Origin of the sequence: Pseudarthrobacter phenanthrenivorans (assembly GCF_000813845.1) — a bacterium.
Lineage (GTDB): Bacteria > Actinomycetota > Actinomycetes > Actinomycetales > Micrococcaceae > Arthrobacter > Arthrobacter phenanthrenivorans_B.
Genome location: NZ_JWTB01000007.1, coordinates 98,885 through 112,039, shown reverse-complemented (window position 1 = coordinate 112,039; position 13,155 = coordinate 98,885). Strand labels below are relative to the sequence as shown.

13 protein-coding genes are annotated in these 13,155 nt (G+C 67.1%); 10 read left to right on the top strand and 3 right to left on the bottom strand.

Going from position 1 to position 13,155, the window contains the following annotated elements:
* Window positions 1–25: 25 nt before the first annotated feature.
* From lysS to RM50_RS20825, 10 genes are all read left to right on the top strand, one after another.
* Complete coding sequence (gene lysS / locus RM50_RS03590; RefSeq protein ID WP_043450051.1) at window positions 26–1,564, top strand: lysine--tRNA ligase; 1,539 nt, start codon at window positions 26–28, stop codon at window positions 1,562–1,564.
* 2 nt (window positions 1,565–1,566) lie between these two features.
* Window positions 1,567–1,743 (top strand): hypothetical protein, encoded by a 177-nt coding sequence (locus RM50_RS20830; protein ID WP_167562152.1) that lies wholly within the window; start codon window positions 1,567–1,569, stop codon window positions 1,741–1,743.
* A 139-nt stretch (window positions 1,744–1,882) separates the two neighbouring features.
* Window positions 1,883–2,212 (top strand): histone-like nucleoid-structuring protein Lsr2, encoded by a 330-nt coding sequence (locus RM50_RS03585; protein WP_043450048.1) that lies wholly within the window; start codon window positions 1,883–1,885, stop codon window positions 2,210–2,212.
* A gap of 355 nt (window positions 2,213–2,567) precedes the next feature.
* Entirely contained in the window at window positions 2,568–5,060 is a 2,493-nt protein-coding gene (locus RM50_RS03580) for an ATP-dependent Clp protease ATP-binding subunit (protein ID WP_043450045.1), read from the top strand.
* 356 nt (window positions 5,061–5,416) lie between these two features.
* Window positions 5,417–7,549 (top strand): S9 family peptidase, encoded by a 2,133-nt coding sequence (locus tag RM50_RS03575; RefSeq protein WP_043450042.1) that lies wholly within the window; start codon window positions 5,417–5,419, stop codon window positions 7,547–7,549.
* Between the two features lie 169 nt (window positions 7,550–7,718).
* Window positions 7,719–8,228, top strand: a complete 510-nt coding sequence (locus tag RM50_RS03570; protein WP_043450041.1) for an amino-acid N-acetyltransferase — start codon at window positions 7,719–7,721, stop codon at window positions 8,226–8,228.
* 248 nt (window positions 8,229–8,476) lie between these two features.
* Window positions 8,477–9,478 (top strand): dihydroxyacetone kinase subunit DhaK, encoded by a 1,002-nt coding sequence (gene dhaK, locus RM50_RS03565; protein ID WP_043450039.1) that lies wholly within the window; start codon window positions 8,477–8,479, stop codon window positions 9,476–9,478.
* Window positions 9,479–9,480: 2 nt separating this feature from the next.
* Window positions 9,481–10,113, top strand: coding sequence for a dihydroxyacetone kinase subunit DhaL (gene dhaL / locus RM50_RS03560; protein ID WP_043450309.1), 633 nt, complete (start codon window positions 9,481–9,483; stop codon window positions 10,111–10,113).
* Window positions 10,110–10,877, top strand: a complete 768-nt coding sequence (locus tag RM50_RS03555; protein WP_043450037.1) for an HPr family phosphocarrier protein — start codon at window positions 10,110–10,112, stop codon at window positions 10,875–10,877. Before dhaL ends, RM50_RS03555 begins: the two co-directional genes overlap by 4 nt.
* A 35-nt stretch (window positions 10,878–10,912) precedes the next feature.
* Window positions 10,913–11,086 carry a hypothetical protein gene (locus RM50_RS20825; RefSeq protein ID WP_167562151.1) on the top strand — a complete coding sequence of 58 codons (174 nt, stop codon included), beginning with the start codon at window positions 10,913–10,915 and terminating at the stop codon, window positions 11,084–11,086.
* 15 nt (window positions 11,087–11,101) lie between these two features.
* Here RM50_RS20825 and RM50_RS03550 read toward each other — a convergent pair whose 3' ends face one another.
* The 3 genes from RM50_RS03550 to RM50_RS03540 form a co-directional block, all read right to left on the bottom strand.
* A complete protein-coding gene (locus tag RM50_RS03550; RefSeq protein ID WP_043450035.1) occupies window positions 11,102–11,596 on the bottom strand; it encodes a hypothetical protein in 495 nt (164 codons plus the stop codon).
* Between the two features lie 76 nt (window positions 11,597–11,672).
* Window positions 11,673–12,104, bottom strand: coding sequence for a DUF3592 domain-containing protein (locus tag RM50_RS03545; protein ID WP_043450032.1), 432 nt, complete (start codon window positions 12,102–12,104; stop codon window positions 11,673–11,675).
* A 57-nt stretch (window positions 12,105–12,161) separates the two neighbouring features.
* Entirely contained in the window at window positions 12,162–13,115 is a 954-nt protein-coding gene (locus RM50_RS03540) for an A/G-specific adenine glycosylase (RefSeq protein WP_043450029.1), read from the bottom strand.
* Window positions 13,116–13,155 lie beyond the last annotated feature (40 nt).

Here is a 13,155-nt window from a genome sequence, read left to right as displayed (position 1 = left end):
GGCTACCCAATGCCCGGTAAACTTGATGATTGTGACTTCCCAAAACACCCCCGCGCCCAAGAACGCCCCAGAGCCCGTCGACGCCAGCGAGCAGATGCGCATCCGCATGGAAAAGCGCGCCAAACTTCTTGAGCGCGGCGCCGAGGCGTACCCCGTGGGTGTGGAGCGCACGCACTCCCTCGCCGAGATCCGGGAAAAGTACGCGCACCTCGAAGCGGACGATACCACCGGCGACATCGTGGGCGTCACCGGGCGGGTTGTCTTCATCCGCAACACCGGCAAGCTCTGCTTCGCCACCCTGCAGGAAGGCGGCACCGACGGCAAGGCCACCCGCCTGCAGGCCATGCTCAGCCTGGCCAACGTGGGCGAGGAAGCGCTCGCCGACTGGAAGGCCTTGGTTGACCTCGGCGACCACGTCTTCATCAAGGGCGAGGTCATCTCCTCCCGCCGCGGCGAGCTGTCCATCATGGCGGATTCCTGGTCCATGGCCTCCAAGGCCCTCCGCCCGCTGCCCGTCCTGCACGCGGACCTGAACGAGGAAACCCGCGTCCGCCAGCGCTACGTTGACCTGATGGTCCGCGACGAGGCACGCGAGATGGTCTACACCCGCGCGGCCATCACCCGTTCCATCCGCGAAACGCTGTTCCGCCACCGCTACGTCGAGGTGGAAACGCCCATCCTGAACCTGGTCCACGGCGGCGCCCTGGCCCGCCCGTTCGAGACCCACATGAACGCATTCGACCAGAAGATGACCCTGCGCATCGCCACCGAGCTGTACCTCAAGCGGGCAGTCGTGGGCGGCATCGACCGCGTGTACGACATGGGCCGCGTGTTCCGCAACGAAGGCGTGGACTCCACCCACAGCCCCGAATTCACCACCCTTGAGTGCTACGAGGCCTGGGCCGACCAATTCGTCATGGCCGAACGGATCAAGGAGATCATCCTTGACGCCGCGGACGCCGTGGGTGCCGGCCGTGTCCTGCAGACCGAAGCAGGGGAGATCAACCTCGACGGCGAGTGGGCCTGGCTGCCGGTGTACCCCGGACTTTCCGACGCCGTTGGGCAGGAGATCACGCCGGATACGTCCGTTGAGGTGCTGCGCGGGATCGCCGAAAAGCACGACGTCAAGGTGGACCCCAAGTGGGACGCCGAGAAGCTGGTGGTGGAGCTCTTCGGTGAGATCGTGGAGCCCACCCTGCTGAATCCCACCTTCGTCTACGACTACCCGCCGTCCGCGCAGCCACTGGCCCGGCCGCACCGCGAGGACGGCCGGTTGATTGAGGCCTGGGACCTGATCATCGGCGGCATGGAGCGAGGTACCGCCTTCTCCGAGCTGATCGACCCCGTCATCCAGCGCGAGCGGCTCACCGAGCAGTCCCTGCATGCGGCCGCAGGCGACGTCGAGGCCATGCAGCTGGACGAGGACTTCCTGCGCGCCCTGGAATACGGGGCTCCCCCCATGGGTGGCATCGGCCTTGGCATCGACCGGCTGGTGATGCTCTTCACCGGGGCCGGCATCCGCGAAACCATCCTGTTCCCCCTGCTGAAGCCCGAAGGGCACTGACCATGGAATACGTCGCAGTTCTCCTGCCCTCCCTGGTGGTGGGCCTGCTCTTCTGGTTTGCCATGAAGGCAATCTTCAATGCGGACAAGGCGGAGCGGCAGGCGGAGGCCCGTGCCCAGGCCGAAGCCGATTCCCAGCCCGTGCAGCCCACGGACGGCCCGGGCCCGGAATCCAAATAGATAAAACCCCCTACTTTCCGCCTTTATCCCCAAGGAACCATTAGGCGCTTTGACGCGTTGCCAAGATAAGAGTCATACTTTTTTTGGGAAACATCCTGCTTTTCTGAAAAACCGACTTTCCAGCAAGAGGAAGACCTTAATGGCACAGAAAGTAAACATCATCCTCGTTGATGATTTGGATGGGGGATCCGCAGACGAGAATGTGAAGTTCGGCCTCGATGGGGTCAACTACGAGATTGACCTGTCCGCAGCCAATGCCGCTGAACTCCGGTCTTCATTGGAGAGGTTCATTACCGCTGCACGCAAGGCGTCCGGCGGGCGCCCGCAGCGGGCAAAGGCACCGGCCGCCGGCCGAGGCCATGATTCGGCGCAAATCCGGCAATGGGCCCGGGATAACGGCTACACCGTTAACAGCCGCGGCCGAATTCAGGCCGAAATCCAGGAAGCCTACCAAAAGGCAAATTCCTAGGGCCGGCTTAAGCTCCACCGAAACCCCGCTTACCGCCGCCAGGCGGGGCGGGGTTTCTCTATTCCGCAATAAGGAGAGCCGCGCAGGCGGGCTGGACGCATCAAAATGGCTTTTTTCGGGTTTCCCGGCCGCCAGCAGCCGCGGCGGTAATGGCTTCTCCAGGCAGCCCGGAAATGCGCCAGCACCCGAAGGTGCAGTCCCGGATTCAGCGGCTGATCCGCAGCACGGACCCGTCCCCGGCTCCGCCCGCCGGTTATTCCCGCAAGCGCCCCGGTTTCCCCTGTGGCGAACACGCTCCACAACTCCGGAGCTGGCACGTAGCATCAAAGTACGTCGTAGCTAGGAGTGTGGCGAAATGTTTGAGCGATTTACGGACCGTGCCCGTCGCGTAGTTGTGCTTGCCCAAGAAGAGGCACGCATGCTGAACCACAATTACATCGGTACCGAACACATCCTCTTGGGTCTGATCCATGAGGGTGAGGGCGTTGCCGCCAAAGCTCTTGAGTCCTTGAGCATTTCGCTCGACGGCGTTCGCGAGCAGGTGCAGGAGATCATCGGACAGGGCCAGCAGGCTCCCTCCGGCCACATCCCCTTTACCCCCCGCGCCAAGAAGGTGCTGGAGCTCTCGCTGCGCGAAGCCCTGCAGCTGGGCCACAACTACATCGGCACGGAGCACATCCTGCTCGGCCTGATCCGCGAAGGTGAGGGCGTTGCCGCCCAGGTCCTGGTCAAGCTCGGCGCCGACCTCAACCGGGTCCGCCAGCAGGTCATCCAGCTCCTCTCGGGCTACCAGGGCAAGGAAACTACCGGCGCAGGCGTCGGCGGCGGACAGCCCGAAGGCGCCCCCGCCGGTTCCGTGGTCCTGGACCAGTTCGGCCGCAACCTGACCCAGGCTGCGCGCGAGAACAAGCTGGACCCGGTCATCGGCCGCGAGCAGGAAATGGAACGCGTCATGCAGGTCCTTTCCCGCCGCACCAAGAACAACCCGGTCCTTATCGGCGAGCCCGGTGTCGGCAAGACGGCCGTCGTCGAAGGCCTGGCCCAGGCGATCGTCCGCGGCGACGTTCCGGAGACCATCCGCGACAAGCAGCTGTACACCCTGGACCTCGGTTCCCTGGTGGCAGGTTCCCGCTACCGCGGTGACTTCGAAGAGCGCCTGAAGAAGGTCCTCAAGGAGATCCGCACCCGCGGCGACATCATCCTGTTCATCGACGAGATCCACACCCTGGTGGGTGCCGGTGCCGCCGAGGGCGCCATCGACGCAGCCTCGATCCTGAAGCCCATGCTGGCCCGCGGCGAGCTGCAGACCATCGGTGCCACCACGCTCGATGAGTACCGCAAGCACATCGAGAAGGACGCCGCGCTGGAGCGCCGCTTCCAGCCGATCCAGGTCAAGGAACCCTCCGTGGCGCACGCCATCGAGATCCTCAAGGGCCTGCGCGACCGGTACGAGGCACACCACCGCGTCACCATCACCGATGGTGCCCTGGCCTCCGCCGCCAGCCTGGCCGAGCGCTACATCTCGGACCGCTTCCTGCCGGACAAGGCCATCGACCTGATCGACGAAGCCGGCGCCCGGCTGCGCATCCGCCGCATGACGGCTCCGCCGGAGCTCAAGGCCATGGACGAGCGCATCGCCAAGCTGAAGATGGAGAAGGAATCCGCCATCGACGCCCAGGACTTCGAGGGTGCAGCCTCGCTCCGCGACAAGGAGCAGAAGCTGATCTCCGAGCGGGCCGAGAAGGAACGCCACTGGAAGTCCGGCGGCATGGACGACATCTCCGAGGTGGATGAGGACCTCATCGCCGAGGTGCTGGCCAACTCCACCGGTATCCCGGTCTTCAAGCTGACCGAGGAAGAGTCCTCGCGCCTGCTGAAGATGGAAGAGGAACTGCACAAGCGCGTGGTGGGCCAGGACGAGGCCATCAAGGCACTGTCCCAGGCCATCCGCCGCACCCGTGCAGGGCTCAAGGACCCCAAGCGCCCCGGTGGCTCGTTCATCTTCGCCGGCCCCACCGGCGTCGGCAAGACCGAGCTCGCCAAGGCCCTCGCCGAGTTCCTGTTCGGTGAAGAGGACGCCCTTATCACGCTGGACATGTCCGAGTACTCCGAGAAGCACACCGTCTCGCGGCTCTTCGGTGCCCCTCCGGGCTACGTCGGCTACGAAGAGGGCGGCCAGCTGACCGAGAAGGTCCGCCGTCGTCCGTTCTCCGTGGTCCTGTTCGACGAAGTGGAAAAGGCCCACGCGGACCTCTTCAACTCGCTGCTGCAGATCCTGGAAGACGGCCGCCTGACCGACTCCCAGGGCCGCGTGGTGGACTTCAAGAACACCGTGATCATCATGACCACCAACCTGGGTACCCGGGACATCTCCAAGAGCGTTGCCACCGGTTTCCAGTCCGGCACCGACACGCAGACCGGCTACAACCGCATGCGTGCCCGTGTCACCGAGGAGCTCAAGCAGCACTTCCGCCCCGAGTTCCTGAACCGTGTTGACGACGTCGTGGTGTTCCCGCAGCTCACCCAGGACGAGATCATCGAGATCGTGGACCTGTTCGTGACCCGCCTGGAGAAGCGCCTCAAGGACAAGGACATGGGCATCGAGCTCACCAAGGCCGCCAAGGTGCTCCTGGCCACCCGCGGCTACGATCCCGCCATGGGTGCCCGGCCGCTGCGCCGCACCATCCAGCGCGAGATCGAGGACCAGCTCTCCGAGAAGATCCTGTTCGGCGAGATCCACACCGGCGACATCGTCGTGGTGGATGTCGAAGGCGAAGGCGACGACGCGAAGTTCACCTTCGCCGGCAACGCCAAGCCGCGCATCCCGGAGATCGCCCCGAGCGTCTAAGCACCACAGCGAAAGCCCCGCCACTCCAAAAGGAGCGGCGGGGCTTTCCCTGGTTAACCCGCCGTCCGTGGTTGAGTCCGGTGACGGCCATCAGAGATTTCCCGGCGCCTGCTCCTCCGTCGCTTTGACGGCGCCTACATAAATCCCTGATGCCCGCCACCTCGTTCGTTGGTGGGCGTTAGGCGAAGCGCAGGCGCCGGGGTCATTTGTGTAGCTTGCGTCAAAGCGAGGAACGAGCAGCAAGCGGCAAATGGCGCCGGTGGTGGCGCGCCCCGGCCCAGCCCCAGCCAACCAACTAGCGTGTCGGCTTCTGAAGGTTTGTGACGGGTGGCACAAAAACGTGTTGAATCGGGAGCATGGCTAATCAAAATCCGGCGATCCCGGACGAGCAACCACAGACCCCTTTCCACGACCTCGACCACTACCTCTCCATTCCGAGGGTAAGCGGCCTGGCGCTGAGCCCCGACGGCTCACGGCTGGTCACCACGGTCAGCACCCTGAACGGCAAGGGCACCGAGTATGCCTCAGCCCTGTGGGAACTGGACCCGGCCGGGCAGAAGCACGCACGCCGCATCACGCGCAGCGCCAAGGGCGAGGCCGGGGCGGTTTTCGCCGCCAACGGGGATGTGTACTTCACCTCCGCCCGTCCCGACCCCGAAAGCCCGGACGAGGAGCCGGTCAATGCCTTGTGGCTGCTGCCGGCAGACGGCGGTGAAGCGCGCGTGGTCCTCAGCCGGCCAGGCGGCGTCAGCAGGGTGATGGCGGCCAGGAACGCCGATGCTGCGTTCGTCACGGCCGACGTCCTGGCAGGCTCGGCAGACGAGGAGGACGACGCCGCGCGGCGCAAATCCCGCAAGGACAAGAAGGTCTCGGCCATCCTGCACAGCGAATATCCGGTCCGCTACTGGGACGCCGACCTCGGCCCCGGCCAGCCGCGGATCTTCGCCGTGGAACCAGGCGCAGACCAGGAAGCCGGCAAGCCAGCAACGGTGGACGCCACGGCGCCCCTGGTCCTGCGCAACCTGACCCCGGAGGTGGGGCCGAGGCTGCGGGAGGCGGAAACGGTGGTCAGCCCGGACGGGAAGACCATTTACAGCAGCTGCACCAAACCCCTGGCCAAAGCGGACAGCCGTTCCATCCTGGTGGCGGTGGACGTTGCCTCCGGCAGTCTCAAGGTGCTGCTGGACCAGGAAGGCGTGAGTTTCTTCCCGGGTCCCGTCAGCCCTGATGGCAGGACGCTGGCTGTGGTCAGCGAGAGTGATTCCACCCCGTTGCAGGCTCCCGAAATCAGGATGCACCTGCTGGACGTGTCCGGCGGGGCCAGCCGTGACGGCGGCGACGCCGGGGACCTGCAGCCCCTGGCCCACGACTGGGACCGCTGGCCCAAACCCGCCGCCTGGCTGCCGGACGGCTCGGCCCTCCTGGTCACGGCGGACGACGACGGCGCGTCGCCGGTTTTCCGGGTCAGCGTCCCGGCGGCTGCCGCTGAAGTGGGCGTCACCAGGGTGACGCAGGACGCCGCAGCCTACTCCGACGTCGTCATTGCTCCCGACGGACGCAGCGCCTATGCCTTGCGCAGCTCCTACGAATTCCCTGCCGAAGCGGTGCGGATCGACCTGGCCACCGGGGAAACCACCCGGCTGCCCGCCCCCGCCGAACGCCCCGCCCGCCCCGGCCGGCTCGAGCGCATCGCCGCCACCGCCGCGGACGGATCCCGGGTGCCTGCCTACCTCGCCCTGCCCGGGGACGCGTCGGACGGGAAGCCCGCGCCGCTTCTCCTCTGGATCCACGGCGGCCCGCTGGGATCCTGGAACGCCTGGACCTGGCGCTGGAACCCCTGGCTGCTGACGGCCCAGGGCTACGCGGTGCTGTTGCCGGACCCCGCCCTGTCCACCGGCTACGGACAGTCGTACATCCAGCGCGGCTGGGGCTCCTGGGGGAAGGCGCCGTTCACGGACCTCATGGCTGTCACCGACGCCGCCGTGGAACGGACGGACATCGACGAAACCCGGACGGCTGCAATGGGCGGCTCCTTTGGCGGCTACATGGCCAACTGGGTGGCGGGCAACACGGACCGGTTCAAGGCCATCGTGACCCACGCCAGCCTCTGGGCGCTCGACCAGTTCGGGCCCACCACGGACGCCTCCCAGTATTGGCTCAAGGAAATGACCGAGGATATGGCGCTCGAGAACTCCCCGCACCTGCACGCGGAGAAGATCGGCACCCCCATGCTGGTGATCCATGGCGACAAGGACTACCGGGTGCCCATCGGGGAGGGGCTGCGGCTCTGGTACGAGCTGCTGTCCAAGTCCCGGCTCGCCGCGGACCAGGACGGACAAACGCCGCACCGGTTCCTGTACTTCCCGGATGAAAACCACTGGGTGCTCCAGCCCCAGCACTCCAGGGTCTGGTACCAGGTGGTGGAGTGGTTCCTGGCACGGAACGTCCTGGGCCAAGAGACCGAGCTGCCGGCGGAACTGGGCCTCTAGGTTGGTTGGCTTTGCGCCGTCGGCCGTTGCATTTGCCGGCGCCTGCTCGTTCCTCGCTTTGACGGCGCCTACACAAATGCCTGACCGCCGACGCTTGTGGGCGGCCCACCTTTAGCGAAGCAGCCCGTCCGCAACCAATAGCAGCCGTCGCGCCTCGTAGGATGGCTTTGTGACCGACTCCTTCCACATCCGCCCAGCACGCACCAGCGACGTCCCTGCCATCAAGAAGCTGGTGGCGCCCCTGGCCGAGGAGCGCATCCTGATGGCGAAGGAGACGGTGGCCTACTACGAAAGCCTCCAGGAATTCCTGATCGCCGAATCCAGTGAAGGCGACATGATCGGCTGCGGGGCCCTGCACGTCATGTGGGAGGACCTGGCCGAGATCCGCACCCTTGCAGCGTCCGGAGAGTGGCGCGGCAGGGGCGTGGGGCACGTCCTGGTGGAAAGTCTGCTGGAGCAGGCCCGCGCCCTGGGCGTCAGCCGGGTCTTCTGCCTTACGTTCGAGGTGGACTTCTTCAAGCGCCACGGCTTCGAAGTCATGGCAGACCAGTCCGCCGTGGACCCGGAGGTCTACTCGGAACTTCTCCGCTCGCACGATGAAGGCGTGGCCGAATTCCTGGACCTGGCACGCGTTAAGCCCAACACCCTCGGCAACACCCGGATGATCCGCACCCTCTAGGGGTCTCAGCGGAACCACCGGGGAAGACCCTTCCTGGCTTTACTCGAATTGATGGATAAACTACCTGGGGCCGATATGTGGGGGGCCTCAGGAAAGGGACAGTCATTGGGGGCTGTCCCTTTGCTGCGCCCGGGATAAGGGGCGCGGCGTTGACCGTCAAAACCCGGGCTGGACGAACCTACCGCGGGCAGTGATCCCGGTAGTAGGGTCAAAAAACACATCCTTCAGGAGCAGCCAGGAGCACCGCCATGAAGAAACTCATCAATGATCCAAAATCCGTTGTCCAGGAAGCGGTCCAGGGCTTTGGCCTGGCGTACTCCGGCCTGGTCGACGTCAGCGAGGACCCCATCTACGTCACGCGCAAGGATGCGCCGGTAGCCGGCAAGGTGGGCCTGGTCTCCGGCGGTGGCAGCGGCCATGAGCCCCTGCACGCAGGGTACGTGGGGCGGGGGATGCTCGACGCCGCCGTGCCGGGGGCGGTGTTCACCTCGCCTACGCCGGACCAGATCCTTCCGGCCACCCTGGCAGTCAATGCAGGTGCCGGCGTCGTGCATATCGTCAAGAACTACACCGGCGACGTCCTGAACTTCGAGACGGCGGCCGAACTCGCCGAAGCCGAAGGCGTCAGCGTCCGCACCGTGCTGGTCAATGACGACGTCGCGGTGGAGGACTCGCTGTACACGGCCGGCCGCCGCGGCGTGGGCGGCACGGTGCTGGTGGAAAAGATCGCCGGTGCCGCCGCCGAGCGCGGCGACGACCTGGACGCCGTGGCCGCCATCGGTGAGCGGGTGAACGCCAACGTCAGGACCATGGGCGTGGCGCTCTCGGCCTGCACGGTCCCGCATGCAGGCACCCCCAGCTTTGACCTGGGCGAGGATGAGATCGAGATCGGCATCGGCATCCACGGTGAGCCGGGCAGGCACAAAATCCCGATGGAAGACGCGGACAGCATCACCAACCGCCTGCTGGAACCGGTCCTGGCCGACCTGAAAATCAGCTCCGGGGACCAGGTGCTGCTGTTCGTCAACGGCATGGGCGGCACCCCGCTGAGCGAGCTTTACATCGTGTACCGGCGGGCCGCGCAGGTGCTTGCCGATGCCGGCGCCACGGTGGAACGGTCCCTGGTGGGCAACTACATCACCGCACTGGAGATGCAAGGCTGCTCCATCTCGGTCCTGCGGCTCGATGACGAGCTCACGGAACTATGGGACGCGCCCGTGCACACCGCCGCCCTCCGCTGGGGCGTGTGACTGTGGCCCTGGATGTGCACTGGGCGGTGAAGTGGCTGACGCTGTGCGCGCAGGCCATGGCCGAACACCGCGTTGAATTGATTGAACTGGACCGCGCCATCGGCGACTCGGACCACGGCGAGAACATGGACCGCGGCTTCCAGGCTGTCCTGGCCAAGCTCGGCGAGGGGGAGCCGGAGACACCCGGCGCCGCGCTGAAGATGACTGCGATGACGCTGATGTCCAAGGTAGGGGGCGCTGCCGGGCCCCTCTACGGAACGGCGTTCCTGCGCGCCGCCACCGCCCTTGGCGATTCCGCCGAGATCGATGCGGCGGCGTGGGCCGGGGCGCTGGCGGCTGCCCGGGACGGGATCGTGGCGCGCGGGAAGGCCGAGCCCGGCGACAAGACCATGGTGGACGCCTGGACGCCGGCGGTCGATGCGGCCCGTACCGCTGCCGACGGCGGCAACGGCGATGTCCTTGGCGTCCTGGTGGCGGCTGCCGAGGCCGCCGAGGCGGGGGCGGTATCCACCGATCCGATGGTGGCGCGGAAGGGAAGGGCCAGCTACCTGGGCGAACGCAGCGCCGGCCACCGGGACCCGGGCGCGGTGTCCAGCGCGCTGATCCTGCGTGCAGCAGTTGGGGCTGCTGCGTGACGGTAAGCATCGTGGTGGTGTCCCACAGCGCAAAGATTGCCGACGGCGCCGTGGAGCTTGCCGCACAAATGGCACCCGACGTCGTCATCCTGCCCGCCGGGGGCACCGACGACGGCAGGATCGGCACGAGCCTCGAGAAGGTCCTCGGCGCGCTGGAGCAGGCCAGGACCAAAGTTGGTAACCAGGAGGAAGAGCAGTCGGGTGCCGGCTCCGACGGGCAGGCCGGCGGACGCGGCGCGGTTGCCGGCGGTGCGGACGGCACCGTGGTCCTTACCGACCTGGGGTCGGCCGTGATGACAGCGGAATCGGCGCTCGAATTCCTGGAGAATCCGGCCGGTGTCCTGATCGCCGACGCCCCGTTGGTCGAAGGCCTGGTGGCCGCCGCGGTAGCCGCCCAGGGCGGAGCTGACGTGCAGGCCGTCCGCCAGGCGGCTGAAGGCGTGCGCCCGCCGGCAGCCCGGCCCGGGCCGGACAGGCAGGAGCCGGAGGCCGTCAGCAGCGCCCCGCCCGACTGTACCGGCGACTTTGAGCTGGTCAACCAGGCAGGGATGCATGCCAGGCCCGCGGCCAAGGTTGCAGGCGGGCTGGCATCGCTTGACGCCGAGGTGACCATCAACGGCGTGGACGGCGCGTCCATGACCGGCCTGATGACCCTGGGCGCCGGCAAGGGGACGGTGCTGCACGTGGAGGCGTGGGGAGTGGACGCGGAACGGGCGGTGGAGTACGTGGGCGGCCTGGTGGAGGCCGGTTTCGGCGAGCCCTGAGCCCCTGGGCGCCTGCTGCGAATAAGCTCGATGCCATGGAACGGCCGCAAGCAGACAACACCCCGGAAATCGAAGTGCTGGACGGCCAAATCTCCGTTGAGGAACTCCTCGCCGAACTCGGCTTCGATTGGAGCGCCGAGCCCATCGACGGCTCCCAGGCGGCCGGAACTGCCGACGGCGGCCCCTTCACCCAGCCGGCACTGTTCTAGTCCGGTCTACGCCCGTTACCGGGACGCAGGCTGTTGGTGCAGCCCGGCCTCGTCCAGCACGACGGCCGCGGACAGGAACTTGCCGCACTGCTCACCGAACGGATACTGCGCCGTCGGCTGGAACTCCAGCGTACGGACCGGAAGCGCGGTCCCATCCGCCGCCGTGCCCGAGGCGGTCACCGCCATGGGTGATTCCGTCAGGGTGGCCAGCATGAGGCTCCCCACCTTGGTGCCATCGGGCGAGGCAGTGGCCGAACAGGCGCCCTCGGGGCTGCATCCCTGGTCAATCGAGGAGCTGCCCGGGCGCAATTCGATGCCGCCCTCCGTGCAGGTGCCGTCCTGGCAGGCGCGCAGGTGCAGCGCCGCCACCCGGGGTGAGTAGCCGGCGGAGACCGTTACGGCCACGGCGGTGGCCTGGGCAATCGCCGGACACGCGCTGCCGGCCGGCTCGCACGCGGAGGTGAGCGACGCCGCGGTCACCAATGCCATGAGCAGGATAGGCTTGCGCATGCCTTCAGGCTACGTCCGCACCTGGCGCATCAGCCGTGGCCGGCCCCAATTGGCGGCAGCATCGTTATGCCGGTGCCTAACCCAGCGGGAAGATGCCGATGAACCAGAACAGCGCGATGGCGAAAACCGCGAAGAAGGCGATGAGGCAGCCCATGGCGGTGCGCGGCTCCTTTGAAACCTGGAGCGATTCGTTGGGATTTGCGGGGTTGTACGCCACCTCGATCAGGGACCCGGGCATGGGCTGTTCAACCGCGGAGACCTCGGACTTTCCCATGAACAGGGTCCCTTGCGGGTCCACGAACTGGTAGGTGGGGTAGTAGCGGAGGTTGCGGTTGGCGCCGCCCACGCCGCTGGTCCACCCGGTGGCACTGCCGGTGACCGTGGCCTGGGCCTTGGGCCAGCCTGAGATCAACCGCTCCTGCCGCCTGGTCCTGCGGGCAGCGTAGAGCAGCGAAAAGATGGCGGCGGCAACGAACAGCGCCCACACGATGTACAGGATGGTTCTCATGGCTTCCCCCGGTTCCAGTCACCAGAAAGTATGCCATCCGGCCGCACCGCCGCCGGATCAGGCCGGGAGCCGGTAACCGCCGTCGTGCATTTCCGCGAGCCCGTCCGCCAGCAGTCCTGCCAGCGCCCGCTCCAGCTGCTCGGGTGCGGAATTGAGCCGGTGCAGCGCGGCAAGCGGAACGCCGATTCCCTCCGGTGCATAGCCGAGATCGGCGGGTTCGCGCAGGAACATGTCCGGCGGTACGGGTGCGTCCGCCAACCGCAGCACAGCCAGCACGGCGCCCCGGACCTGGCGGTCGGTGCCGTGCCACGCCTGACCCTTGGGGACGTACGACGGCGGGGGCTCACCCGCCGCGAGCCAGGCACAGGAGTCCTTCACCGGGCAGGCAGCGCACTTGGGCGCCCGGGCCGTGCACACCAGCGCCCCCAGCTCCATGACCGCAGCGTTCCAGCGTACGGACGTGCCGTCGTCGTCGGGCAGCAGGGCGGCGGCAAGGCGCATCTCCGCCGCCGTCAGCGCCGGGGCGGGAAGCGCGACGCCGGACACAAGCCGGGCGTGGACCCTGCGGATATTGGTATCCACCACCGTCTCACGGCGGCCGTACGCGAACGCAGCCACCGCGGCGGCCGTGTAGCTGCCGACACCCGGCAGGGCCAGGAGTTCAGGGTAGGTGTCCGGGACCTTCCCGCCGTGGTCCTGCACGATTGCCGTTGCCGCGGCGTGCAGCCTTAGGGCCCGGCGCGGGTAGCCCAGCCTGCCCCACGAACGGACCGCTTCGCCTGCCGGTTCCCCTGCCAGGGCGGCGGGGGAGGGCCAGCGCTTGAGCCATTCGTGCCAGACGGGGAGCACCCGCACCACCGGGGTCTGCTGCAGCATGATCTCGCTGACCAGCACGCCCCAGGCGGAGCAGTCAGGCTCGCGCCACGGCAGGTCACGGGCAATGCCGGCGAACCAGGAGGTGATCCGCTGGTGGAGCAGGTCCAGGGTGGCAGAGCCCACGGGAAGGTCCAGGGTGGGGGAGGTTTGAGTGTCGATGCCAACACTGTAATGG